This is a genomic window from Paraburkholderia sp. JHI869 (assembly GCF_038900775.1).
Lineage (GTDB): Bacteria > Pseudomonadota > Gammaproteobacteria > Burkholderiales > Burkholderiaceae > Paraburkholderia.
The window spans coordinates 100,441-124,746 of record NZ_JAYMSC010000002.1; the positions used below are offsets into that span (position 1 = coordinate 100,441).

General features: G+C 65.4%; 20 protein-coding genes. 10 read left to right on the forward strand and 10 right to left on the reverse strand.

From position 1 onward, the window contains the following. Positions 1-37: 37 nt before the first annotated feature. The gene (locus VSR72_RS03805; RefSeq protein ID WP_342951099.1) at positions 38-1,537 is read right to left on the reverse strand and encodes an aldehyde dehydrogenase family protein; all 1,500 of its coding nucleotides are present in this window, start codon (positions 1,535-1,537) and stop codon (positions 38-40) included. Positions 1,538-1,788: 251 nt separating this feature from the next. Next, positions 1,789-2,886 (reverse strand): branched-chain amino acid ABC transporter substrate-binding protein, encoded by a 1,098-nt coding sequence (locus VSR72_RS03810; RefSeq protein WP_342951554.1) that lies wholly within the window; start codon positions 2,884-2,886, stop codon positions 1,789-1,791. 536 nt (positions 2,887-3,422) lie between these two features. Between VSR72_RS03810 and VSR72_RS03815 the strand changes: the two genes are divergently transcribed. After that, entirely contained in the window at positions 3,423-4,046 is a 624-nt protein-coding gene (locus VSR72_RS03815; RefSeq protein ID WP_342951100.1) for an XRE family transcriptional regulator, read from the forward strand. Between the two features lie 10 nt (positions 4,047-4,056). Here the strand turns inward: VSR72_RS03815 and VSR72_RS03820 are convergent, their stop codons facing one another. Continuing rightward, positions 4,057-5,082 (reverse strand): DUF1338 domain-containing protein, encoded by a 1,026-nt coding sequence (locus VSR72_RS03820; RefSeq protein WP_342951101.1) that lies wholly within the window; start codon positions 5,080-5,082, stop codon positions 4,057-4,059. Between the two features lie 154 nt (positions 5,083-5,236). Here VSR72_RS03820 and VSR72_RS03825 point away from each other — a divergent pair, with 154 nt between their 5' ends. From VSR72_RS03825 to VSR72_RS03840, 4 genes are all read left to right on the forward strand, one after another. Further along, positions 5,237-6,148, forward strand: a complete 912-nt coding sequence (locus tag VSR72_RS03825; RefSeq protein WP_342951102.1) for a LysR family transcriptional regulator — start codon at positions 5,237-5,239, stop codon at positions 6,146-6,148. A gap of 102 nt (positions 6,149-6,250) precedes the next feature. Then, the gene (locus VSR72_RS03830; RefSeq protein ID WP_342951103.1) at positions 6,251-7,492 is read left to right on the forward strand and encodes an FAD-binding oxidoreductase; all 1,242 of its coding nucleotides are present in this window, start codon (positions 6,251-6,253) and stop codon (positions 7,490-7,492) included. A gap of 55 nt (positions 7,493-7,547) precedes the next feature. Beyond that, positions 7,548-8,456: a bifunctional Delta(1)-pyrroline-2-carboxylate/Delta(1)-piperideine-2-carboxylate reductase gene (gene lhpI, locus VSR72_RS03835; protein ID WP_342951104.1), complete on the forward strand. Its 909-nt coding sequence runs from the start codon at positions 7,548-7,550 to the stop codon at positions 8,454-8,456. A gap of 73 nt (positions 8,457-8,529) precedes the next feature. Further along, entirely contained in the window at positions 8,530-9,597 is a 1,068-nt protein-coding gene (locus VSR72_RS03840) for an asparaginase (RefSeq protein ID WP_342951105.1), read from the forward strand. A 33-nt stretch (positions 9,598-9,630) separates the two neighbouring features. Here the strand turns inward: VSR72_RS03840 and VSR72_RS03845 are convergent, their stop codons facing one another. Both VSR72_RS03845 and gltA read right to left on the reverse strand, forming a co-directional pair. Further along, positions 9,631-11,910: an amylo-alpha-1,6-glucosidase gene (locus VSR72_RS03845; protein ID WP_342951106.1), complete on the reverse strand. Its 2,280-nt coding sequence runs from the start codon at positions 11,908-11,910 to the stop codon at positions 9,631-9,633. A 259-nt stretch (positions 11,911-12,169) separates the two neighbouring features. After that, positions 12,170-13,471 (reverse strand): citrate synthase, encoded by a 1,302-nt coding sequence (gltA, locus tag VSR72_RS03850; protein ID WP_342951107.1) that lies wholly within the window; start codon positions 13,469-13,471, stop codon positions 12,170-12,172. A gap of 368 nt (positions 13,472-13,839) precedes the next feature. On the opposite strand from gltA, the gene VSR72_RS03855 reads away from it, so the two are divergent. Further along, positions 13,840-14,241 (forward strand): hypothetical protein, encoded by a 402-nt coding sequence (locus VSR72_RS03855; protein WP_342951108.1) that lies wholly within the window; start codon positions 13,840-13,842, stop codon positions 14,239-14,241. An 88-nt stretch (positions 14,242-14,329) separates the two neighbouring features. Here the strand turns inward: VSR72_RS03855 and VSR72_RS03860 are convergent, their stop codons facing one another. The 3 genes from VSR72_RS03860 to VSR72_RS03870 all read right to left on the reverse strand — a co-directional run bounded on the left by VSR72_RS03860 (position 14,330) and on the right by VSR72_RS03870 (position 17,377). Further along, on the reverse strand, positions 14,330-15,115 hold the full coding sequence (locus VSR72_RS03860) for an alpha/beta hydrolase (RefSeq protein ID WP_342951555.1): 786 nt from the start codon (positions 15,113-15,115) through the stop codon (positions 14,330-14,332). Positions 15,116-15,334: 219 nt separating this feature from the next. Beyond that, entirely contained in the window at positions 15,335-16,390 is a 1,056-nt protein-coding gene (locus tag VSR72_RS03865) for a rod shape-determining protein (protein ID WP_342951109.1), read from the reverse strand. Between the two features lie 336 nt (positions 16,391-16,726). Next, positions 16,727-17,377 (reverse strand): dienelactone hydrolase family protein, encoded by a 651-nt coding sequence (locus tag VSR72_RS03870; protein ID WP_342951110.1) that lies wholly within the window; start codon positions 17,375-17,377, stop codon positions 16,727-16,729. A 293-nt stretch (positions 17,378-17,670) separates the two neighbouring features. Here VSR72_RS03870 and VSR72_RS03875 point away from each other — a divergent pair, with 293 nt between their 5' ends. After that, entirely contained in the window at positions 17,671-19,242 is a 1,572-nt protein-coding gene (locus tag VSR72_RS03875) for a DHA2 family efflux MFS transporter permease subunit (protein WP_342951111.1), read from the forward strand. A gap of 38 nt (positions 19,243-19,280) precedes the next feature. Here VSR72_RS03875 and VSR72_RS03880 read toward each other — a convergent pair whose 3' ends face one another. Both VSR72_RS03880 and VSR72_RS03885 read right to left on the reverse strand, forming a co-directional pair. After that, positions 19,281-20,525, reverse strand: a complete 1,245-nt coding sequence (locus tag VSR72_RS03880) for an FAD-binding oxidoreductase (RefSeq protein ID WP_342951112.1) — start codon at positions 20,523-20,525, stop codon at positions 19,281-19,283. A gap of 31 nt (positions 20,526-20,556) precedes the next feature. Further along, complete coding sequence (locus VSR72_RS03885; protein WP_342951113.1) at positions 20,557-21,354, reverse strand: ABC transporter substrate-binding protein; 798 nt, start codon at positions 21,352-21,354, stop codon at positions 20,557-20,559. A gap of 159 nt (positions 21,355-21,513) precedes the next feature. Between VSR72_RS03885 and VSR72_RS03890 the strand changes: the two genes are divergently transcribed. The 3 genes from VSR72_RS03890 to VSR72_RS03900 all read left to right on the forward strand — a co-directional run bounded on the left by VSR72_RS03890 (position 21,514) and on the right by VSR72_RS03900 (position 24,258). Beyond that, entirely contained in the window at positions 21,514-22,491 is a 978-nt protein-coding gene (locus VSR72_RS03890; RefSeq protein ID WP_342951114.1) for an ornithine cyclodeaminase family protein, read from the forward strand. 75 nt (positions 22,492-22,566) lie between these two features. Beyond that, on the forward strand, positions 22,567-23,244 hold the full coding sequence (locus tag VSR72_RS03895) for a PAS domain-containing protein (protein ID WP_342951115.1): 678 nt from the start codon (positions 22,567-22,569) through the stop codon (positions 23,242-23,244). An 87-nt stretch (positions 23,245-23,331) separates the two neighbouring features. After that, complete coding sequence (locus VSR72_RS03900; protein WP_342951116.1) at positions 23,332-24,258, forward strand: glutaminase; 927 nt, start codon at positions 23,332-23,334, stop codon at positions 24,256-24,258. The last annotated feature ends 48 nt before the right edge of the window (positions 24,259-24,306 follow it).

Here is a 24,306-nt window from a genome sequence, read left to right on the forward strand (position 1 = left end):
GGCGCACGATGCCCCCGGTCACCTGCGTCAAACGCGCTTATTCGACGTTGAAATCGATGCCCTGCGCGAGCGGCAGCGCCGACGAATAATTGACCGTGTTGGTCGCGCGGCGCATATAGGCCTTCCACGCGTCGGAGCCCGACTCGCGGCCGCCGCCCGTTTCCTTTTCGCCGCCGAACGCGCCGCCGATCTCCGCGCCGCTCGGCCCGATGTTGACGTTCGCAATGCCGCAATCGCTGCCCGAGGCCGACGTGAAGCGCTCGCTCTCGCGCAGGTCCGTCGTGAACACGCACGACGAAAGGCCGTGGTGGGCTGCGTTGTTCGCCTCGATGGCGTCGCCGAAATCGCTGTACTTGAGCACGTAGAGAATCGGCGCGAAAGTTTCCTTCAGGACAACGTCGGTTTGCGACGGCATCTCGACGATCGCCGGGCGCACGTAGAAGCCCTTTTCATTGCCAGCCACCGCGTGGCGCTCGCCGCCGAACACCTTGCCGCCCTCGCGCTTTGCCTGCTCGAGCGCCGATTGCATGCGAGCGAACGACTGCTCGTCGATTAGCGGCCCCATCAGCGTGCCCTGCTCCAGCGGATTGCCGATCACGACCTTGCCGTACAGCGTCTTCAGGCGCTCGACTGCCTTGTCGTACACGCTCTCGTGCACGAAGAGGCGGCGCAGCGACGTGCAGCGTTGGCCCGCCGTGCCGACTGCCGAAAACAGGATGCCGCGCAGTGCAAGTTCGAGGTCGGCGGTCGCCGAAACGATGCCTGCGTTGTTGCCGCCCAGTTCGAGCAGCGAGCGACCGAAGCGGCGCGCGACTTCCACGCCGACCGTGCGGCCCATTTCAGTGCTGCCCGTTGCGCTCACGATGTTCGAACGCGGATCCGCCACGAGCTTCGCACCCACTTCGCGGCCGCCAACGACCAGCGCCGTGAGGCCTTCGGGCGCATCGCCGAATTCCTTCAACACGTCCTGCATGATCTTGTTGACGGCAACAGCGGTAAGCGGCGTTTTTTCCGACGGCTTCCAGACAACGGCGTTACCGCACACGAGCGCGAGCGCGGCGTTCCACGACCACACGGCGACCGGGAAATTGAACGCGGAAATGACGGTACACACGCCCATCGGATGCCACGTTTCTGCCATGCGGTGACCGGGACGCTCCGAAGCGATCGTGAGACCGTAGAGCTGACGCGAGAGGCCGACCGCAAAGTCGCAGATGTCGATCATTTCCTGCACTTCGCCCAGGCCTTCCTGGAAGATCTTGCCGGTTTCCAGCGAGACGAGGCTGCCGAGCGCGCGCTTCTGTTCGCGCAGCTTGTTGCCGAGCAGGCGCACGAGTTCGCCGCGGCGCGGCGCGGGCACGTTGCGCCAGGTCTTGAACGCCTCCTGTGCCTTCGAGAGCACGGCGTCGACGTCGGCCGCCGACTGGCTCGCGACGCGGCCGATCAGTTCACCGTTGATCGGCGAATGCACGGCGATGTCGCCCGCTTCCGCGAGCTGGGAAATACCGAGATCCGAGAGGATGGTGGAGGCTTTCATAGGTAGAATCCCTTAAAAATTTCCGATACGAAACATTGCTACTTTAGGAAACTATACACGCGCAATTTTGCGGCGACAACACGAAAATCCACTGGATATTCGCCATGCCGCGTGTATCGCATCCGCCGGGCTTTCGGCCATCCAGGCGGCATGCGCCTGACCTGCGCGCGCACCAGCCATTTCCAATTGGAAACAATGCATTGGGCGCCGACAGACGCGGCGCCCTTCAAGGTAGCAACGGGTTTGCGAGGTCAGTCCGCGGTGCGCGTCGTGACCGGCACCCACGCCACGTTCTTGACCTGATACAGCGTCGAACTCGGGCTCTTCAGGTCGCCCTGCGCGTTAAATGCGATCTTGCCCGTAATACCGTCGTAGTTCGTGGCCTTTAGTGCGGCGTTGAACTGCGCCGGAGTCGCCGAGCCCGCCTTCTCCATCGCCGAGATGGCGACCCATGCCGCGTCGTAGGCGAACGGCGCGTAGGCGAGCATGTCGATGCCGTACTTCTGCTTGAACTTCGCCTCGAAGTTCTTGCCTTTGGGCAGCGTGCCGAGCGGCTGGCCGTATTCCCACACCGATGCGCCATCGGCGGAATCGCCGGCGAGTTTGATGAAGTTCGCGTCCATCACGCCGCCGCCCGCGAGGAATTGCGCCTTCAGGCCAAGCTGGCGCATGCGCTTGACGATCATGGCCGCCTGCGCGTCGAGGCCGCCGAAGAACACGAGATCCGGATTCGTGCGCTTGATGCTCGTGAGCTGGGCGCTGAAATCCACGGCCTTGTCGTTCGTGAACTCGCGCGCGACGATCGTGGCGCCGCTCGCCTTCACGGCCTTCTCGAACTCGTCGGCTTCGCCCTGACCGAAGGCCGTGCGGTCGTCGATGATGGCAATGCGCTTCGCCTTCGTGACCGTCGCCGCGTAATTGCCCGCATTGCCGGCGTTTTGCGAGTCGGTTGCGATCACGCGGTAGATGGTCGGGGAGCCGCTCTGCGTGATGGCCGGATTGGTGGCAGCCGGCGTGATCATCGGAATGCCCGCCTTCGCATAGATCTTCGAGGCCGGCAGCGTCGTGCCCGAATTGAAGTGGCCGATTACGACGGCCACGTTGTCGTCCACGAGTTGCTGCGCGACCTGCACGCCAATGCGCGGATCGCTCTGGTCATCCTGCGAGTCGATCACGAACTTGACCGGCTTGCCGCCGATGGTGGGATGCGCGGCGTTGGCTTCGTCCACGGCCATGCGCACGCCGTTCTCGATGTCCTTGCCATACGCCGCGCCGCCGCCCGTGAGCGGGCTGGCCACGCCGATCTTCACGACCATTTCCTGCGCGCTCACCGCGCCGGCAACCAACATCAACGACGCTGCGATCGCGCAGCCACGACGAGAAGCGGGGAAACGAGCATGCATGCGATATTCCTTCGGTAGCTGAAGCCGGCACGTTGCGTTCCGAGTGGTCGCGCGGACCTTCGGTGCACTGGATTCGTCTCGCGCCGCGCGATGCCGGGCGGCGGGACGTGAACGGATTGTCGGCAGCGCTTTCGCAGGCATCAAACGAAATCTAATCACCACGTAATGCGCTTTTCTCATCAAGCCCGCCCGCGCGGGGAATACGGCAACGCGTAGCGCGCCCTCGCAGGCATTGGGAGATACCCGATAGCGCGGCCAGGCCCGCTTGCGTGTGGATGTCATGCAAGAGCGGATCGTGCCGACGCCCTGCCTTGTGCCGTCTGGGTTTGCGTGAGAAATCATCAACTTCCGCGCGGCCAATTTATTTAGCAATGCTTCTTAAGTTCGACATGACGCATGCGAACGCCACAAAGAACGCAAATGTTATGATCGGAAACATAGAGTACGATACGAACACCCCCGCGAACACCCTGAGTTCCCGAATGGAAACCCCATCCCTCAAGCCCGCCGAGAATGCTTCGGCGGAACTGGGCAAGCGCGTCAAGGCAGCCCGGCTGAAGCACGATTACACGCTCGAGGCCGCCAGCCGCGTATGCGGCGTGTCGCGCTCCACGCTCTCGAAAGTGGAAAACGGCGTCATGTCGCCAACGTTCGACGTGCTGCAGAAGATCGTTCACGGCCTGAAGATCGATCTCGGCGAACTGTTCGGCTCGGCGCCCAGGCCGCGCGCGAGCGGACGCCGCGCGCTCACCCGCAAGGGCGGCGGGCAGCAGCATGCGGCGGGCTGCTATCAGATGGAGTTGCTGGCAACGGAACTCGCGCACAAGGCGATGCACCCGTTTCGCATCCGCGTGACGGCACACTCGCTGGACGAGTTCACCGAATGGGGCCGGCATGAAGGCGAAGAATTTCTCTTCGTATTGAGCGGCTCGGTTTGCCTCTACTCCGAGCTTTACGCACCAACACATCTCGAAGCCGGCGACAGCCTCTACTTCGACAGCCGCACGGGGCATGCGGCCGTTTCGACGAGCGAAGTGGACGCGGAAGTCCTCTGGCTCATCAACGAACCGCACCCGGACACGCAGGAAGGCGCGCCGGGCGTGTGATCCGTCGTGCTTACGCCGCGTTCGCGGTCATTTTGAAAATGCCGGTGGCATTGCCCGCATCGAAGCGCAAATCGGTCTGCCAGCTCCGCGTGGCTTGATCGAACGTGCGCTTGCGCGTAATGAACTCGTAGAACGAGCCGGGCACTTCGCGCGTCACGCGCTGGCCGTCGGCCGCGCGGAATTCGCGCGCCACGATATCGGCGCGATACGCCGTCTGAAACACGCGGCCCGAGCGCGAGGTCTCGACGCTGGGTTTCATCGGGCGCCCCTTGGCCTTCTCGTCGTCCGAAAGCTTGAATACGTCTTCCACGCGGTCGGTCGCGTGATTGAAGGCGTTGCCTTCCGTTGCGATCCACGCCATTTCCGCGGACTCCTCCAGCAACGTCTCGTAGTCCGAAAGAGAGGGGGCATCATGCTGTCGCGCGAACGCTCCGACGATCACGGGCAGCAGTTGCAGCGCCGCATCGAGCGGCAGCGAACCGTCGCGTTCGAGTTCGGAGAGCTGCGCGATGGCCAGCGGCGTGAGCGGATCTTTCGAGGCGCCCACCACGTTTGTGACGGCTTGCTGGAACGCCGCCGAAAAGCGCTCGGGGTGCAGTTCGCTCACGAAGAACTGTGCGATCTCGTCGGGCGCGTCTTCGTGGGCATAGGCGCGTCCGGTCATGCCGAGTTTGTCCAGCGGATAGCGGCCGTTCAGGCGAAAGCCTAGCGGACGCAGGATACGCGTGAACGCCGCTTCGCCGGGCGGCAACGCGCCGCTTTGCGCCCAGCGCACCGTGCGCAACGCGCCATGGTCGAAGTACACCGCGCCGCCCTGCGCCACCGTGTCGTTCGTGTAGGTGCGGCCGTTGGGCGAGCGCGCGAGCAGATCTTCGAATAGCGCCATGTTCATCGCCTGAGCGAGTTCGGCGCGCGTGACGATGCCGCTTTCCCAGTCTTCGAGCATCGAAGGAAAGTTGAGCGTTGCAAAGAGGGTTTCGGTTTTCTCGCGGCCAAGCAGCGCGGACAACAAGCGTTCTACGTTCGAATTGCGCATCACCAATCTCACAGGAAACGACCGCCGGCAGCGGTCATCAAACGGGCCTCTGGCCATCGGCATTGGCCAGCTATACGTGAAACGCATTATTCGAATGGTTGCGCCCCCCGTAAAGCGAGATTAAATTGTTACTTGATGAGTTTCCGGAATCAACATGCGCAAGTTCAAGATCCCAAACATCGGCGCGCTCACAGCCTTCGAAGCCGCGGCGCGGCACGAGAGCTTCACGCACGCCGCCAAAGAGCTGTTCCTCACCGAAAGCGCGGTATCGCGCCAGATCGCCACGCTCGAGTCGAATCTCGGCGTGCGCCTCTTCGTGCGCGCCAAGCAGCGCGTCGTGCTCACGCGCGCGGGCCGGCTTTATAGCACCCAGGTGCGCCGTGCGCTCGAAAATCTGGATCGCGACACGCTCTCCATCATTGCCCACGGCAGCGGCGGCGGTTATCTGGAACTCGCCGTGCTGCCGACCTTCGCCTCCGAATGGCTGATTCCACGCCTCAAGGACTTCTACGACCGCACGCCCGACGTGCGCGTGAACATGGGCGTGCGCACCGAAACGTTTTCGTTCGAGGAATCGCATTTCGAAGCCGCCATCCACTACGGCAAGCCCACCTGGCCCGGTACGTCGTCCGACTTTCTGTTCGGCGAGGAGGTGGTGCCCGTCTGTTCGCCGTCGCTAATCGCGCGCCCTATCAAGAAGGCGCATGAATTGCTCGCTTACCCGCTGCTGCACTCCACCACGCGACCCGACGCATGGACGCGCTGGTTCTCCGACCTCGGCGTGGAAGACAACGCCACCATGCACGGCGTGCGCTACGAACTGCACACGATGCTGATTGCAGCGGCCGCCGCCGGGCTCGGCGTCGCGCTAGTACCGAAGTTCTTCGTGGAAGGCCAGCTCGAACGGTTTGGCGTCGTGATTCCGTTCGAGGCCCCCGCTATTGCCGATGGCGGCTACTACTTCGTCTATCCCACCGAACTCAGCCACGGCAAGCCACTGGAACTGTTCCGCGCGTGGCTGCTCGAGCAGGCGAGCGCCTACAACGCCTCGCAGGACCAGGGCTGATCCACGGGTCGAGCACGCAGAATATACGATCAGAAAAAAGTTTCCTATAGGAAATAGTTGGGTTAGCATCGGACGAAATCACCTCTTCGTCGCGAGACTGACATGGAAGACGTCGTCGTCATCGGTGCGGGCATCATCGGGGCCTGCGCCGCGCTCAACCTGGCGCAGCGCGGTATGCGCGTGCGTATCGTCGACAGCGCGCCGCCCGGCTCGGGCTGCTCGTTCGGCAACGCGGGACTGATCGCGGTCGACCATGTCGCGCCGCTTGCGAGCCCGGAGACGATGGCGGGCATCCCCCGCATGCTGCTGCGCCGCGACAGCCCGCTGCGCCTGCGCAAACGCAGCCTGCCGCGCATGGCGCCGTGGGTGCTGGAGTTCGCCGCGCAGGCGCAGCGCCCGCGCTTCCGGCGCAATACGCGCGCGCTCGCCAGCCTCGTGACCGGCGCGGCGCAAGCCTGGCGCCGTCTGCTGAATCAGCGCATCGCCGCTGAACTCTTTCGCGACATCGGCTCGCTCTACGTGTTCGAGCAACCCGTTGCGCACGCAACGGAACGCGCGCAGCTCGACCTGCTCGACCGGCACGGCGTGCGCTACGAGAATCTCACGGCTGAGCAGGTGCGGCGCGACTATCTGCCGTCGCTCACGCCGCGTATCAGCCACGCGCGCTACTTTCCCGGCATGGCTTCGGTCACGAATCCGCAACGGGTCGTCGAGCGCATTTTCGAGGCCGCGCTCGCGGCGGGCGCGAGCTTCACGAGCGCCGCCGTCGATGCGTTGCGCGCCCTGCCCGATGGCCGCGTCGTCGTCACGCTGAACGGCGAAGCGCACACAGCCGCAAAGGTGCTGATCGCAGCCGGCTCGCGCAGCGCCGATCTCGCACAGCAACTCGGCGCAAAGATTCCGCTGACCAACGAGCGTGGCTATCACGTACAGCTCGCCGCGCCTTCGCAAGACACGCTGCGCGTGCCCGTGAGCTTCGTCGAGCGCGGCTTCACCTGCAATCCAATGGCGCAAGGCATCCGGCTTGCCGGCACCGTCGAACTCGGCGCGCGCGGCGCGCCCGACTGGCGTCGCGCCGACCTGCTCGCCAAGCAATTCCAGACGCTCTTTCCCGGCGAGCGCGCTCCCCAGGTCGCGAGCCGCTGGTACGGCGAGCGCCCCACGCTGCCCGACTATCTGCCGATGATCGGCGAGATGTCCGGCGCGCGGAATGTGTTCGTCGCGACCGGCCACCAGCATCTGGGCCTCACGCTCGGACCGCTCACCGGCGAACTCGTCGCACAATTGATCGTCCGCGACGCACCTGCCGTCGATCTCGCACCGTTTCGCATCGACCGATTTTGAGGCCGGGCCGCAATTCACGCGGCCCCACGAACCACTCACCAGGAGAGAACATTCGATGGAGTCCATAGCGATTTACGACGCAGCCGCCACGGCGCGCCTGCTCGACTTCGGCGCGCTGCTCGACGCCCTCGCCACCGCCGCGCAGGACCACGACGCGGGCCGCATTCACGCGCCCGTGCGTACGGGCGTGCCGCTCAAGGGCAACGGCGTCATGCTCTCGATGCCCGCCAGCGCCGACGACATCGCCATCCACAAGCTCGTGAGCGTGTGCCCGGCCAATACGGCGCTCGGCATGCCGACCATCTTCGGCGCGGTGACGGTGTGCAACGGCGCGACGGGCCAACCCGAGTTCCTTCTCGACGGCCCGACCGTGACCGGGCGGCGTACCGCGGCGCTCTCCATGCTGGGCGTGCGCCTCTTTCACCCAGGCGCGCCGCGCGCGTTTCTGGTGATCGGCACCGGGCAGCAGGCGCGTTTTCATGCCGAGGCGATCGGCCAGCTTTATCCGGCGGCGACGCTCTACGTGAAGGGCCGCACCGAAGCGTCCGAAGACGCATTCCGCGCCCATTTTGCGCGGTCTGGCGTGCACGTGACGCCCGCGCACGGCGCGGTGCCAGACGAAGTCGATGTGGCCATCGCCGCGACCACGAGCAAGACGCCCGTGTACGACGCCCCCGCGCGCCAGGACCGGCTTGTGATCGGCGTTGGCGCCTTCACGCCGGACGCTGCCGAAATCGCGCAGGAAACGGTGCGCGCGAGTCGCGTGTTCGTGGACGACATGGCAGCCGCGCGCGAAGAAGCCGGCGACCTGCTGCAAGCCGGCATCGACTGGGCGAATGTGCGCACGATCGGCTCCGCCGTGGCGGACGGCGCGAAGCAGGATGGCACGCCCATACTGCTGAAAACAGTCGGCAGCGGCGCATGGGATCTCGCGGCGTGCCGCGTGGCGCGGCAAATGCGCTAACGCTAATGCGCGGATTAGAATCGCACATCGATCGCGCACCACGATCCCATCCGAGAACCAAGGCAGACGAACCATGACGACGAGCGCTCCCCAACCGGCCGTAAAAGTCCTGCGCGGCGGTGTCATCGAAACCACGCATGTCGCCCATATCGCCGTGGTCGACGCCCAGGGCCGCCTGCTCTACGCGTTCGGCGACCCGCATCGCGTGACGCTCGTGCGCTCGGCGGCCAAGCCCGCGCAGGCGCTCGCCGTGCTCGAAACAGGCGCGCTCGAGCGCTTTAAATTCGACGACGCCGATCTCGCGCTCATGTGCGCCTCACATAGCAGTGAGGACCGCCATATCGAACGTGCGCGCGCGATGCTCGCCAAGGTGTCCGCCTCGGAATCGGACCTGCGTTGCGGCGGCCATGCGCCAATCTCCGACGCCGTGTACAAGGCCTGGATCAAGCGCGACTTCACGCCGGGCGCGGTGTGCAGCAACTGCTCGGGCAAGCACGCGGGCATGCTCGCGGGCGCGCGCTCCATCGGTGCGGCGCTGGCCGATTACCATCTGCCTTCGCATCCCTTGCAGCAGCATGTGAAGCGCGTCGTGGCCGAGGTCTGCGATCTTCCGGAAGCGGGCGTCGAGTGGGGCATCGACGGCTGCAATCTGCCCACGCCGGCCTTCCCGCTCGACCGGCTCGCGCGCCTTTTCGTAAAACTCGCCGATGCGCAGGATCATACGAATGCTTCGACCGACTCGCGCTCGCAGGCGCTCGCCCGCATCTATCGCGCGATGACGTCGTATCCTGAACTCGTGGCGGGCGAAGGCCGCTTCTGCACGGCGCTCATGAGCGCGTTCGAAGGTGCGCTCGTCGGCAAGCTGGGCGCGGCGGGCAGTTATGCGATTGGCGTGCGCGCGAGCGCGGCGACCGCTGCGCATACGGGCGGCCCGGCATTGGGTATCGCAGTGAAGATCGAGGACGGCGATCTGACCGCCCTCCACGCAACCGTCGTGGAAGTGCTGAGGCAACTGGGCATCGGCACGACGCAACAGCTTGCACAACTAAGTAAATTCGACGCCCCGCGCATTTTCAACACGATGGGCGTCGAAACGGGTTACGTCGCGCCGCAGTTCACACTGCAGCGTATCGATCGATGAGCAAGCGCGGGCCCTGAAAGCCCGCGCCAACACTCACAGCAGCGCCACCACCTTCACATCGCTGCGATCAGCCGATGCCACGACCTTGCCGTCCACGCGGCGGAACATGAGCGTCACCGTTTTGTTGCCCACACGCAGATCGCCCACTTCGAGCCAGTCGATGCCTTCGGGCAGCATGGGCTGCTCGACGCGCACCTCGTTGCGCGACGCGTCGATCGTTACGCCAAGACACGCCTCGAGCATCATGAACGGCGAGCCCGCGGCCCAGGCTTGCGGCAGGCAGGCCACCGGATACGCCGTGGGCGGCTCGCCGCGCCGGCGCGGGAAACCGCAGAAGAGTTCGGGCAGACGCATGTCGAACGTCACTGCGGCCTCGAACAGCGCCTGCAGCAAACGCACCGCCGCCGCCTTGCGGCCATAACGCGCGAGACCGCGCGCGCACAGCGCGTTGTCGTGCGGCCAGACCGAGCCGTTGTGGTACGCCATGGGGTTGAAACGCGCCTGTCCCGCCGCAAGCGTACGCACGCCCCAGCCCGTGTGGAACAGCGCCGATTCGAGCACTTCCGCCACGGCGCGGCCGCGCTCCTCCTGGGGCAGCCCGAACGCAAGCAGATGCCCTGCGTTCGACGCCAGCACTCGGCAGAGTTCGCCGTGACCGTCTAGCGCAATGCCATAGAACTCCGACTCCGGCATCCAGAACTTCTCTTCCACGCAGCGGCGGATTTTCGCGGCGCGCGCGGCGTAGCGCGCCGCGTCTTCCACCTGGCCGCGATGCGTGGCGAAACGCGACATCGTTTCGAACGCCGCGCTCGCATACGCCTGCACTTCGACGAGCGCGATCGGGCCATCGGGGAAACGGCCGTCCGCATGGAACACCGAGTCGTGGCTGTCCTTCCAGCCCTGGTTTGCAAGGCCGCCTTCCGATTCGCGACGGTAGTCGAGCAAACCGAGTTTGTTGCGGTCGCACACACCTGCGACCCAGGCCGTTGCGCGCTCGAGCGCGGGCCACAACTCGTCGATCAGCGAGACGTCGCCCGTGCGTTCGACGTAAGCGCCCGCCAGCACGACGAAGAGCGGCGTGGTGTCCACGCCGCCGTAGTAGAGCGCGAACGGCACTTCGCCCGTGGCGGCCATTTCGCTCTTGCGCATCTCGTGCATGATCTTGCCGACCGCGGCGTCACGAAACGCCGAGTCCTCGCGTGCCTGATGCTCCGCGAGAAAGCGCAGCACGCCGCGCGCGAGCGCGGGCGTGAGCCACAGCGTCTGCAGCGAGGTGATGACCGCGTCGCGGCCGAACGGCGTGGAGAACCACGGAATGCCCGCGTACGGATACGGGCCGGTCGGCAGGTCGGTGGTGAGCAGGCCCAGATCGGCGATCGATCGATTGATCCACGCGTTGAAGAGCGGATTGCTCGAACGCAGGCGCGCCGCCGCGCGGCGGCGTTCGCGCATCACGATGTGCGAGTCGACCAGCGCGGCGCGCACGGCGGCGCGGCCCACGCGCTGCTCCTCCGAGTTCGCGAGGCAATGGGGCGGCTGGAAGATGCCCGCGCTCTGCGTGCCGGGCGCGGCGTCGGGCAAGGCCTCGACTTCGATCGCCACCGTGAGATAGATCGAGACGCAGGCCTGCGCGGGCAGATCGACCGTGAAGTCGGCGCGATCGGCAAGCAGTTTGCTGGGCGTGGGCGAGAACTCGATACGCACGCGGCGCGCGACCTTGTCGAGGCCGATGTATTCGAGCCGCACCTCGCCGTCTTCCACGCGCGGCGGCATGAGCGTGCCGCGTTTTTCGCGCTTCAAGCCGCGCACTTCGAACATGTCGCGGAAGTCGCTCGCGAACGAGATGGAGAGCGGCACCACGGCGTCTTCGGTGCCGTAGTTCGTAAGTTCGATGGCCTCGGTCAGCATCGTGCCCGAGAGCACGCGCTCGCGCTGCACGTGAATCACGCCTTCGGGCGTGGTGGTGCCGCCGAGCGGCGGCAGCGGACGATTGGTGAGGTGCGCCGTGAACACGGCGTTGTCGCTGCTCACGCTGCCCGAGAGCAGCGAGGGCACGCGCCCGCCGAAAGTGAGGCGCAGCGACGAGAGCACACGCGTGTCGTTGACGAAGAGGCCGTCGTCGATGCCGGTGATGTCGCCGAGCGGATCGTTGACGATGAAGGTGCCGCCCGACTTCAGCACATGCTGGTCGGCGCTTGCGATCTCGGGCGTTTCGGGCGTGATGAACGCGCCGTCGGGTTCTCGCGCGTCTTGCCCGGGATGATCCACGCCGCTTGAGCGCGTGACGCCACCGAGTGTTTCAGGATCCTGCATTGCGTGCCTCCTGGGTCCCATGCAAAGGGTTACGGTACGGTTCGCTTGCGGTTGATTGTAGTGGCTTCGGCGCACACGTTGGCGGCGAATGCGCGAAGAATATGCGACGGATATCGGAAGAGTACGCGCGAAATCGGTGGCAAATCCCGGCCTGAGCAAGGAACGTGCGCGGAAAAAATTGCGGGCGCCGGCACGATCGAACGTGCGGGCGCCCGTGGAGGCAATGCACGCGCGCCAGGAGCGGCGCGCGCCGTGAGGATCAGCGTTGCGAAATCGGCTTGGCCTCACGCGGCGCTTCGCCGATGAAGAGCTGACGCGGACGGCCGATCTTCTGCTCGGGGTCGGCGATCATCTCATTCCACTGCGCGATCCAGCCCACCGTGCGCGCCATCGCGAAGATACACGTGAACATCGCAGTCGGGATGCCCAGCGCGCGCTGCACGATGCCCGAGTAGAAGTCGACGTTCGGGTACAGCTTGCGCGACACGAAGTATTCGTCTTCCAGCGCGATCTTTTCGAGCGCCATCGCGAGCTTGAAGAGCGGGTCGTCGTGCAGGCCCAGTTCGTTGAGCACCTCGTAGCACGTCTCGCGCATGAGCTTCGCGCGCGGGTCATAGTTCTTGTACACGCGGTGGCCGAAGCCCATCAGCTTCACGCCCGAGTTCTTGTCCTTCACCTGCTCGATGAACTTCGGGATGTTATCGACCGAGCCGATTTCTTCGAGCATGTTCAGAGCGGCTTCGTTCGCGCCGCCGTGCGCCGGGCCCCACAGGCAAGCGATACCGGCCGCGATACACGCGAACGGGTTCGCGCCCGACGAACCCGCGAGACGCACCGTCGAGGTCGAAGCGTTCTGCTCGTGGTCGGCGTGCAGGATGAGGATGCGGTCGAGCGCGCGCACGAGCACGTCGTTGACCTTGTACTCTTCGCTCGGCGCCGAGAACATCATGCGCATGAAGTTCGCGCTGTACGAGAGGTCGTTCTGCGGGTACACGAACGGCTGGCCGATCGTGTACTTGTACGCCATGGCGACGAGCGTGGGCAGCTTCGCGATCATGCGGATCGCCGACACCTCGCGATGCTTCGCGTTATTGATGTCGAGCGAGTCGTGATAGAACGCGGACAGCGCGCCGACCGCCGCCACCAGAATCGCCATCGGATGTGCGTCACGGCGGAACCCCCGGAAAAAGAAGTGCATCTGCTCGTGAACCATCGTGTGGTTCGTCACCGAGGCTACGAATTCGTCCTTCTCTTGTTGCGTGGGCAGCTCGCCCTTGAGCAGGAGGTAGCAGCTTTCGAGGAAGTCGGCGTTTTGTGCGAGGTTGTCGATCGGATAGCCGCGATAGAGCAGCTCGCCCTTGTCGCCGTCGATATAGGTGATCGCCGAGTTGCACGACGCCGTGGACATGAAGCCCGGGTCATAGGTGAACATGCCGGTCTGGCCGTACAGCTTGCGGATGTCGATCACGTCCGGGCCCATGGTGCCCTTGTAGACCGGCAACTGAACGCCTTCAGCGTGGCCGGGGATCGTGAGCGTGGCGTGTGTCTTCGAGTCGATCATTGTGTGTCCTTGAATTGCTTTCGCATCACAAAACTTCGCAACAGGACGCAGCCGCCGGGCCCCCATTCGTCCGGGCCGGCATTGCTGCGACCGCTTGCCGCATTCTACGGCGCGGTGCAGCATCGATTGATAGCGTACTCAGCAACAATCCCTCTACAAGTGAGCAACACTCAAAGCTTGCGGCTTCCTTAACATCGGTTTCTGCAACAATATTTTGCTCTTGCAATACACATGCGACACCTCACCTCTGCGATACTGCTTGACATGCAAGGGTTTTCCATTACTTGCATTTTGTAAGCTAGCCCGCTACCCCTCGCGGGCTTTTTCACAGCCACACGCGCTTAAAGCAAAACGTAAGGAAGCAACAGATGAACATCTCGGTCGACACCCTGTTCGCAGAAGACGAACAAGCAGAGGGCGCCATCGTCACGGCACTCAATCACCAGGACATCGTGGTCGCACTGTCGGCCGCGCTCGCCAACGAACGCGTGGCCGTGCTGCACATGCTGTATCCGCGCACCGACGCGCGCACGCACCGCAGCCTCGATCACCTCGTGGACGCGCTCAAGGGCCACGGCCTGCATCAGGTCGCCCGCCTCGTTTCGCAGGAAGCGCACTATCTCGTGTTCAAGGACCCCGCGAAGGCGTGGAAGGCCTTCCACGAAATCCGCAACGATTCGCTCGCGATCGGCGTGCATCTCTACTACGCGGGCCTCGTGGGCGAAGCCGCCGAGCACAAGCTCGACGCACACGCGCACGGCCGCGACTGAGCGAGAGTCGTTCGGACTGCGATATTTCCCGCAGCAATAAAAAAGGGCAGCCACTTTGCATGGCCGCCCTTTTTTGCATCAGCGTGCTTCAGCGCCCGTGGCCGCTCACGAATCGATCGATCATTTCGTTGAACGCCGCGGGCCGCGCCAGATTCATCCCATGCGACGCGCCCGCCACGCTCGCGCGGCGCGCATCGGGCAGCCATGCGTCGAGCGCGGCCACGGCCCGGTGAAACACTTCCGGACTCAGCTCGCCGTCGATCAGCAGCACGGGGCATTGCACCTCGGCGGCTTGCTCGCGCGTGTACGCAGGCAGCGGATCCTGAAACTGCGGCCCAAGCGTGTGGGCGTTGTCGGTGGCCATGCGGCGAAACCCATGCGTGCTCTTCGCCCAGAAGCCGGGCCGGCTCACTGAATCGACGAACAATTCCAGACCCGCATCCACCTGGCCCGATTCGATCAGCGCCACCGCGCGGGCGCGCAGCGCGTTGACGGTCTCGGGCAGCGTGGCGAGCGTCTGGCCCGGCAGTTGCACTGGGCCGCCCGGGTCGGCGAGCGTGAGCGTGCGCACGTGCTGCGGATGGCGCCGCGCGAACTGGAACGACACGAGGCCGCCGCGCGAATGCCCGATCACGTGCGCCGGGCCTGCGCCCAATGCTTCGACAAACGCGGCAAGTTCGTCCGCGTGCTGCCGCCAGCTGAAAGGCTGGTCGCGCGCGGCATCCCCGGCGGGCCAGTAGTGCGTGAGGCTCACCGACACACAGCGATACTGCTGCGCGAGGCCAGCCAGTTGCGGCCGCCAGTAGCGGTAATCGCAAAGCGAGCCGTGCACGAAGAGAAGGAGTTCGCCCTCGCCCTTTTCGACATAGGGCATGGGCAGGCCGCCGGGGAGTTCGATGAACGTACCGGGGGCAGGAAACGCGGCTGGATTCACGGCTGGTCGATGTGGAGACAACGGATCGGCAGCGCGGCTGGCAAGGCTGATAGCGGCGCACGCCGGCAAAGTGGCGTATTGTCCCACGCCCTCGCCGCAAACACCTCGCACGCCGGCGCCTTCCTGAGGCGCCGCGTTTTCGTCAGTCGACTTGCGCCGTTATTCGACCAGTTCGAACGCGTGCTCGCTGATGAGCGAGGCCGCAGCGCCCGCGCCGCGCACCGCGCAGGTGAGCGGCTCGTCGGCCACGCGCACGGTCACGCCAAGCTCGGCGGCGAGGCACTGGTCGAGCCTCAGGAGCAGCGAGCCGCCGCCCGTGAGCACGATGCCGCTATCGGCGATATCGGTGACGAGTTCGGCGGGCGCCGTTTCGAGCACCTGCCGCACCGCGTTGATCACCACGCGCAACGGCGCGGCCAGCGCGTCCGCCACGTCGTGGCTCGTGATCTCCACCGTGCGCGGCAGGCCGTCCTCCATGCTGCGCCCAGTCGCGCGCATGCGTTCGATGGGTTCGCCGTAGAGCGCGCAGCCAATCGTCTTTTTCACGTGCTCGGCGGTCTGATCGCCCAGCACGACGCCATACAGCGTGCGCACATGATCGACGATCGCGCGGTCGAACTGGTCGCCGCCCACGCGCACCGAACCGCTGCACGCCACGCCGCCCAGCGCGACGATGCCCACTTCCGTCGTGCCGCCGCCGATATCCACGACCATCGAGCCCGTCGCCGCATGCACAGGCAGCCCCGCACCGAGCGCCGAAGCCAGCGACTCGCCGATCAGGTTCACGCTCGCCGCGCCCGCCGCGAAGGCCGCCTCGCGGATCGCACGGCGCTCGACGCGCGTCGCGCCCGCCGGCACGCATACCGTGAATGCCGCACGGCGCCCAAGCAGACGGCGCGGCTGCGCCATCGCCACGAAGCGGCGCATCATGTGTTCGGCAGCGGTGACGTTGGCGATCACGCCGTGCGAGAGCGGCCGCACCGTCTCCAGATTGGCAGGCGCGCGGCCGAGCAGATCCTTCGCCTCGCGGCCCACCGCGGCCACCGTCGTCTCGCTCGCGCCCGCGCGTCGCTCGAAGCAGACCACGGAGGGCTGGTTCAGCACGATGCCTTTGTCGGCGGTATAGATCAGTGTGTTGGCCGTACCGAGATCGAGCGCCACGTCCTGGCGGAACAGCCTTTTGGAAAAGATGGAATGCGGCTTGGCTCGGGCCATATTGGTCTGATGTTCGGTTTTTTGGCGACCCGGCTGACGAAGCGCCAGCGGATGGCATTCCCGATGGCAGCCTCATCCAGGCAGCGCGGACTGGCCGCGCGCCGGGCGGAACGGGCCTACGCGGCCCATAAGGTCGCGGCGACTCCCCGTATTAACGGCCGCGACCGGCGCGAACTTTAGCCGGTCCAAAAACAACTGCATAGGTTATCCGGAAAATATGGCCGAAATACGACACTACGGACTTGTTCGACCGGCCTTTTGTACCGATTTAGCCCGGATCGGCGCTGATTAGCGGGGTCCGACCTCACCCCGCCAGCTATCCAGATAACCGTGCGATCAGCCGCGCGTGAGCGCGCGCACCAGCGCGTCGCGCCCGAGCACGACGCCCTGCGGCGTGATCGTGTGGCCCACGCCCGGCAGCGCGAAAGCGGCGACCGCATAGCCCGCGTCGCTGAACGCGGCGGCGGCGCGCTCCAGTTCGCTCGCCGGAATCACTTCGTCGTCCTCGCCGTGCACGAGTGTGAGCACCGTGCGGCTTTTCGCGATCACGGGCGTGACAAGCCGGCCCGCATAGGCGACCACGGCCGACGCGCCCGCCGCCTGCGTGGCCACGTAATAGAGCGACATGATCGAGCCTTGCGAGAAGCCGACCAACGCGAGCGTGTCGTGGCCGAGCCCCCAGTGGGCGAGTTCGGCGTCGAGCCGGCGCTCGAACACCTGCGAGGCGGCAACGACGCGCGCCTCGCGATTGCTCTCGCTGATGTCGCGCAGGCTGAACCATTGGCGTCCGCCAAAGCCGCCGTCGAACGGCTCGCTCCCGTCGAGCGACGTGAACGCGACGCCCGGCAGCGCATCGCGCCAGACATCGGCGAGCGGCGTGAGGTCTTGTGCGTTACTGCCCACGCCGTGCAGCAGCACGACCAGCGCGCGCGCCTGGCCATCGGCTGGCGCCAGACGCCAGCCCCCTTCAAATGCTTCCCAGCTCATGGTCGGACCTCCCCTGTCACTGACGATCGTATTGTGTGTCCAGCGCACGCTTTTTGCGCGGCGCGCGGCAGGCGCAAGGATACGCTCGCCGCGCGCAGCGTGTATGAAAGACTCCATTTCCCGGCGTTACATAAAGCCGCGAAATCAGCCGCGCGATCTACGGCACAATCGCACGCGAAAGCCATTCGCAAGCCCCATGACCCTGTGCCGCATGGGGACGCTCCGCGGCGGGCGATGACAAACGATGATTGCAGGTATCCTGTGCCGCAAAACCGGATTTGCGGAGAACACGCTTGAACCAGCCCGCCGCTTCATCGTCGCCGCCCGCGCCACCGCCTCCGCTCGAAGGCGGCAAGCTGATCCTCGCGACCATCGCCGTCGCGCTGGCGACTTTTATGAACGTGCTCGACACGTCGATCGCGAACGTCGCCATTCCGACGATCTCCGGCGACATGGGCGTTTCCGTGGACGAAGGCACGTGGGTCATCACCGTGTTCGCGGCGGCCAACGCGGTCTCCATTCCGCTCACCGGCTGGCTCACGCAACGCTTCGGCCAGGTGCGCCTGTTCGTCGCTTCGATTCTTTCGTTCGTGGTGGCCTCGTGGCTGTGCGGCATCGCGCCCACGCTGCCGATCCTGCTCGTAGCACGCGTGCTGCAAGGCGCCGTGGCCGGCCCACTGATCCCGCTTTCGCAGGCCGTCCTGCTCGGTTCATGGCCGAAAGAAAAATCGTCCACCGCCCTCGCCTTCTGGGCCATGACCACGACTGTCGGCCCGATCGCAGGCCCGGCGCTCGGCGGCTGGATCACCGACAGCTACAACTGGTCGTGGATCTTCTACATCAACATTCCGGTGGGCCTCTTTGCCGGCTTCGTCACGTGGACGATCTACCGCAACCGGGAGTCGCCCACGCGCAAACCGCCCATCGACGTCGTGGGCCTCGGCCTCCTCATCACCTGGGTCGCCTCGCTGCAGATCATGCTCGACAAGGGCAAGGACCTCGACTGGTTCAACTCGCCGACGATCGTTACGCTTGGGCTTATCGCGCTCGTCAGTTTTGCGTTCTTTCTCGTTTGGGAGCTGACCGAGGAGCACCCGATCGTCGATTTGCGGCTCTTCGGGCAGCGCAACTTTCTTGGCGGGACCATCGCGATTTCCGTGGCGTATGCCGTGTTCTTCGGCAATCTCGTGCTGTTGCCGCAATGGATGCAGGAGTACCTGAACTACCGCTCTGTCGATGCGGGCCTCGTGACCGCACCACTCGGCGTGTTTGCGGTAATCCTCGCGCCCGTGGTCGGGCGTCTCTTGCCGCGCTCCGATGCGCGCATCATCGCGACGATCGCGTTCGTGATGTTCGCGGGCGTGTTCTATATGCGCTCGAAGTACGTGCTCGAAATCGACACCTTCCATCTCGTGCTGCCCACGCTGCTGCAAGGCATCCCCATGGCGCTCTTCTTCGTGCCGCTCACGGCCATCATTCTGGCGGGGCAGCCGCCGAGCCGCGTGCCCGCGGCTGCGGGCCTCTCGAACTTCGTGCGTGTGTTCTGCGGCGCGGTGGGCACCTCGATCGCGACGAACGCCTGGAACAACCGCACGATCCTGCATCACGCGCGGCTCACGGAGCAGGCTTCGGTCAACAACCCGACTTTCGTCCAGGCGATGGACCAGACCCAGAAGGTGCTGAACCTGAGCGAGCCGTCCGCACACGCGCTGTTCGACTTTCAGCTCACATCGCAGGCCGCCATGATGGGGCTGAACGACATTTTCTATATTTCGGCGATCATCTTTCTCGTGATCATTCCGCTCATCTGGATCACGAAGTCGACGAGAGGCGGCGGTGGCGGCGGCTCAGCCGGGGCGCATTAACTCGCGTTAACTCGCACTAACGCTTTGACCCGCGCGAGCTAGCCAAAGCGCGCGGGCAAATACGGCGCAGGATCGATAAAGGGTGTTTCGCCGACCATCTGCTCGGCAACGAGACGCGCCGTGACCGGCCCGAGCGTGAGGCCGTGATGGTTATGGCCGAATGCGAACCACAGCCCCGTATGGCGCGGCGCGGGCCCGAGCACCGGGCGCATGTCCGGCGTGCAGGGGCGCAAGCCCATCCACGGCGCTTCGTCGAGGCGCGCGCCAAGGCCGAACACGGGGCGCGCCTCGCGCTCCGCCGCGTCGAGCTGGGCATGGTTGGGCGGACGTTCGCGCGTGGCGAGCTCCACGCCCGTGGTGAGCCGCAAGCCGCGGCGCATCGGCGCTACCACGTAGCCGCCTTCGATATCCACCACCGGACGCACGAGCGGCGCGCGCGCCTCACTCGCGTAGTGCATGTGATAGCCGCGCTTGACCATGAGCGGCACGCGGTAGCCGAGCGGCCGCGTCACGAGATCCGACCACGGACCGAGCGCCACGACGGCAAGCTCGGCACTCACCGGGCCGTCGGCGGTCTGCACTCGCCAGCCTTTTCCCTCGGCTGCGAGCGTGCGCGCATCGCCGCGCACGATTGACCCTCCATCGCGCAGGAACAGTTGCGCATAGCCCTTCGTCAACGCCCCAGGATCGGCCACGCTCGCGGGATCGATCCAGTGGATCGCGCCCGCATAGCCTTCGCCCAGCGAAGGCTCCAGCGCGCGCAAGCCCTGAGCGTCGAACATGCCGATATGCAAGGCATGGGCGTCCGCCACGCTGCGCGCGGTGCGCATTTCCTGCTCGAACGATCTCGGCGAGCGCCACGCCTCCAGCCAGCCCGTCGGCCGCACGATGTCGCGCAGCCCCGCGCGGGCGACGAACGCGTCATGCTCGGCCACGCTGCGCTCGATGAGCGGCAGCATGTCCCGCGCGGCATGCGCGAGCCGCGCGGGCGACGACTCGCGCCAGAACGATGCGAGCCAGCGCGCGTATGCGGGCAGCGAGCGCACGTCATAGCGCAGCACCGTCGAATCGTTGCGCACGAGGCGCAGCAGCATGCGCCAGTCGCGCGGGAAGCCGTAGGGCACCACGGACGACGACTCGATCAACCCTGCGTTGCCATGGCTCGTTTCTTCGCCGGGCTCGCGCCGGTCGACGAGCGTGACCTGCACGCCGCGCGCCTGCAAATGCAGCGCGACGCTCACGCCCACAATGCCTGCGCCGAGAACGATCGCGCTCTTGCTCATGAATCTGCTCTGGATTCCAAAGTAATGGAAATTACTTCGCGACGATATCGCGGCCGAAGTACTTCATCGACAGTTTCGTGAGCGTGCCGTCCTGGCGCAGCGAGTCGATCGCCGCGACCACCTTGGCCTTGAGCGCCGCGTCGTCCTTGCGCATGCCGAAGCCAGTGCCTTCGCCGAGCGTGGCCGGATCCTTGAGCGGCGCACCCGCGAAGTCGAAGCCCTTGCCCTGGGGCTTCGAAAGGAAGCCGTCGGTTGCGGTCTGCACTTCCTGCACCGCGCCGTCCAGACGTCCCGCCGCGAGATCCGCGAAAATCTGGTCCTGGTTTTCATACGTGACGACGTTCACGCCTTGCGTACCCCAGTGCTTGCGCACGTAGTCTTCCTGCGTGGAGCCCTGCAGTACGCCCACGGACTTGCCCTTCAGGCTCGCGGGCGTGGGCATGAGGCCCGAACCGCGTTTCGCGACCATCTGGATCGGCATCACGTAGATGGCGGGCGTGAACGCAATCTGCTGACGCCGCTTATCGGTGATGTTCATCGCCGAATTGATGACGTCGAACTTGCGCGCCTCGAGCGCAGCGATCAGGCCGTCGAAGCTGTTCTCCACCCACACGCACTTCATCTGCAACTTCTGGCACACCGCATTGCCGATGTCGATGTCGAAGCCCTGCAGATCGCCCGAGGGCGTCTTGCTCTCGAACGGCGGATACGACGCCTCCACGCCGAAGCGCAGCGTTTTCGGATCCTGCGCATGCGCCGCGCCCGCCGTCAAACCCGCAAAGCACGCAAGGCTGGCCGCAGCCGCGAAGCGAATCATCTTCCTGTTCATCGTCGTCACCCAATTCGTAATAAGTGTCTGTTCAAGCGCGCTGCGCTGTCGTGCGGCGCCCTTTCGCGAGGACCGCGGCCGCAGGAGGAATATAGACGAAAAATAAAAAGAAAGTCTAGAATGGACAAAAATGTCTACTTTGAAATTCCGGAGCCCAGCATGACCAAGACGTCTCAACCCGCCGCCGCACCGCTCGTCGTCGACGCCGCTCAGGTGCGCGCCGCCCTGCCCAGCCTCGACGTGCGCGGCGAACTCGGCCGCCTGTTCGCCTCGCTCGGCCGCGGCGACGCCGTGCAGCCGCCGCAAACCCTTACGCTGTTCCCGAAGGACGCTGGCGACTTCATCACCTATCTCGGCGTGCTCGCCGAAGCCGGCGTATTCGGCGCGAAGCTCTCGCCCTACATCGTGGGCGCGAACGGCCAGCCCCCCGTCATCACCGCATGGACCGCGCTGATGTCGATGAAGACGGGCCAGCCGCTCATGTGGTGCGACTCGGCGCTGCTCACCACGGAACGCACCGCGGGCACCACGGCGCTCGCGGTGGACCAGCTCGCGCCGCGCGAGGCGAAACGCCTGGCCGTGATCGGCTCGGGCGCCGTCGCGCTCGCGCACATTCGCCATGTTGCATCGTTGCGCGCGTGGGAGACCATTCGCGTGTACTCGCCGAAACTCGCCGGCGACGCCGACCGCCAGGCCGAATTACGCGCGCTCGACGCACGCGCAAGCACCGCTGAATCAACCGAAGCCTGTGTGCGCGACGCCGACGTGGTGATGCTGTGCACGTCGTCGGGTAAGCCGGTTCTCGCGCTGGATGCCCTCACGAAGCCCGCGCTCATCACGTCGATCAGCACGAACGTCGCGCAGGCCCACGAGATCGCCCCGGCCGCACTGCCCTCGCTCGACGTGTACTGCGACTATCGCCACACCACACCGCAAAGCGCGGGCGAAATGGTGCTGGCCGCACGCGAGCACGGCTGGTCGCCGGAATCGATCGTGGGCGATCTCGCGGAACTCGCCAACAACGCTTGCCCGCGGCCGGCTTACGCACGTCATGCGTTTTTCCGCTCGATTGGCCTCGGTCTCGAAGACATGGCCATCGCGCATGCGCTGTACGAGCACCTGCGTAACGTCCGTTGATGGTCCCTTGATGCGCGGCGTCGAGTGATCGCAGTATCATCGACGTCCATCCTGCCGCAACCCGGTCCACGTCCGATGCCGAAACGAGAAAGCGACACCACCCGCGCGAAAAAAATCGCCAGCCCGAAAACGTCTCGCGACATGCTGCTCGCGCGCTACGCCCATGTGGCGGACAGCATCACGACGCTGTTCTTCCCGTTCGCGGAAGTCGTGATTCACGACCTGTCGGACCAGACCGTGGCCTATCTCTCGAACAATCTTTCGAAGCGCGAGATCGGCGACGACTCGGCACTCGAAGACGTCGAGGAAACCACGCGCAACAAGCTGCTCGGCCCTTACGAGAAGGTGAACTGGGATGGCCGCCGCATGCGCTGCGTGAGCACGGCGCTTTTTGACGACGAAGGACAGGCGGCGGGCGTCATGTGCATCAACTTCAACATCGCCGCCTTCCAGGACGTGCAGGCCACGCTCGACCTGTTCCTGCGCGGCGTGGGCGTGATCGCGCAGCCCGAAGAGCTCTTCAAGGACGACTGGCAGGAGCGCATCAACACCTTTTTGCATGGCTGGCTGCGCGAGCGGCAGATCGCGCTCAATTCGCTCACGCGCGAGCATCGGCGTGAACTGGTCGAAGCGCTGTATGCCGAAGGCGCGTTCAAAGGCAAGAGTTCGGCCAACTATGTGGCGAAGGTGCTGGGCATGGGGCGGGCGACCGTGTACAAGCATCTGCGCGAAATGAAGATAGACGCCGAATAGCGCGCAACGAAGCCGTGGCGGTCATCGCGACCCGCTACAATCGCGGGACCGCGGCGGGCGCTCCGCCGCGCCTGCCCTGCGCCGCCCATGAACCACACGTTCGACTACACACCCGTCCTCGACGCCATCCATCGCGACCTGCAGCCGTATATCGGCACTGGCCGCGTGGCCGACTACATTCCCGAACTCGCCACGGTGCGCGCCGATCACTTCGGCATGGCCATCGTCACAGTGGACGGCCAGGTCTACCGCACAGGCGACGCCGACGTGCGCTTTTCCATCCAGAGTATTTCGAAGCTGTTTGCCTGCACGCTCGCGTTCCAGCTGCTCGGCGACGCGCTCTGGCAGCGCGTGGGCCGCGAGCCTTCGGGCACGGCGTTCAACTCGCTCGTGCAGCTCGAATTCGAGGGCGGCAAGCCGCGCAACCCGTTCATCAACGCGGGCGCGCTCGTCGTCACCGACGTGCTGTGCCGCCGCTTCGTGCAGGCGGAAACCGCGCTCGTCGATTTCATGCGACGGCTCTCGGGCGAGCCTGGCATCGACTACGATCTGCGCGTTGCGCAGTCGGAACTCGCGCACGCCGAGCGCAACCGCGCGATGGCGCATTTCATCGCGAGCTTCGGCAACCTGGAAATGCCCGCCGATACCGTGATCGACGCGTATTGCCGCCAGTGCGCGATCTCGATGAGCTGCGTAGAACTGGCGCGCGCGGCGCTGTTTCTGGCCAACGGCGGCGTCTCGCCCGCGAGCGGCGAGCCGGTGCTCGACGCAAGTTCGGCCAAGCGGCTTTCTGCGCTGATGCTGACCTGCGGCACCTACGACGCGGCGGGCGATTTCGTCTACCGCGTGGGGCTGCCTGCGAAGAGCGGCGTGGGCGGCGGGATCATCGCGGTACTGCCCGGCGAATTCGCGGTGTGCGTGTGGTCGCCGGGACTCGACGCAACGGGGAATTCGCTGGTGGGTTCGCTGGCGCTGGAGTGGTTGACGACACGCACCGGGCGCTCGATTTTCTGAGACTACCCAGGCAGGGTCACCCGGTTTATTTTGACCGATAGCGCCATT

Coding starts and splice junctions, on each gene's coding strand:
- VSR72_RS03805 (WP_342951099.1), bottom strand. CDS start 1,537: ATGAAAGCCTCCACCATCCTCTCGGATCTCGGTATTTCCCAGCTCGCG.
- VSR72_RS03810 (WP_342951554.1), bottom strand. CDS start 2,886: ATGTTGGTTGCCGGCGCGGTGAGCGCGCAGGAAATGGTCGTGAAGATC.
- VSR72_RS03815 (WP_342951100.1), top strand. CDS start 3,423: ATGGAAACCCCATCCCTCAAGCCCGCCGAGAATGCTTCGGCGGAACTG.
- VSR72_RS03820 (WP_342951101.1), bottom strand. CDS start 5,082: ATGCGCAATTCGAACGTAGAACGCTTGTTGTCCGCGCTGCTTGGCCGC.
- VSR72_RS03825 (WP_342951102.1), top strand. CDS start 5,237: ATGCGCAAGTTCAAGATCCCAAACATCGGCGCGCTCACAGCCTTCGAA.
- VSR72_RS03830 (WP_342951103.1), top strand. CDS start 6,251: ATGGAAGACGTCGTCGTCATCGGTGCGGGCATCATCGGGGCCTGCGCC.
- lhpI (WP_342951104.1), top strand. CDS start 7,548: ATGGAGTCCATAGCGATTTACGACGCAGCCGCCACGGCGCGCCTGCTC.
- VSR72_RS03840 (WP_342951105.1), top strand. CDS start 8,530: ATGACGACGAGCGCTCCCCAACCGGCCGTAAAAGTCCTGCGCGGCGGT.
- VSR72_RS03845 (WP_342951106.1), bottom strand. CDS start 11,910: ATGCAGGATCCTGAAACACTCGGTGGCGTCACGCGCTCAAGCGGCGTG.
- gltA (WP_342951107.1), bottom strand. CDS start 13,471: ATGATCGACTCGAAGACACACGCCACGCTCACGATCCCCGGCCACGCT.
- VSR72_RS03855 (WP_342951108.1), top strand. CDS start 13,840: ATGAACATCTCGGTCGACACCCTGTTCGCAGAAGACGAACAAGCAGAG.
- VSR72_RS03860 (WP_342951555.1), bottom strand. CDS start 15,115: ATGCCCTATGTCGAAAAGGGCGAGGGCGAACTCCTTCTCTTCGTGCAC.
- VSR72_RS03865 (WP_342951109.1), bottom strand. CDS start 16,390: ATGGCCCGAGCCAAGCCGCATTCCATCTTTTCCAAAAGGCTGTTCCGC.
- VSR72_RS03870 (WP_342951110.1), bottom strand. CDS start 17,377: ATGAGCTGGGAAGCATTTGAAGGGGGCTGGCGTCTGGCGCCAGCCGAT.
- VSR72_RS03880 (WP_342951112.1), bottom strand. CDS start 20,525: ATGAGCAAGAGCGCGATCGTTCTCGGCGCAGGCATTGTGGGCGTGAGC.
- VSR72_RS03885 (WP_342951113.1), bottom strand. CDS start 21,354: ATGAACAGGAAGATGATTCGCTTCGCGGCTGCGGCCAGCCTTGCGTGC.
- VSR72_RS03890 (WP_342951114.1), top strand. CDS start 21,514: ATGACCAAGACGTCTCAACCCGCCGCCGCACCGCTCGTCGTCGACGCC.
- VSR72_RS03895 (WP_342951115.1), top strand. CDS start 22,567: ATGCCGAAACGAGAAAGCGACACCACCCGCGCGAAAAAAATCGCCAGC.
- VSR72_RS03900 (WP_342951116.1), top strand. CDS start 23,332: ATGAACCACACGTTCGACTACACACCCGTCCTCGACGCCATCCATCGC.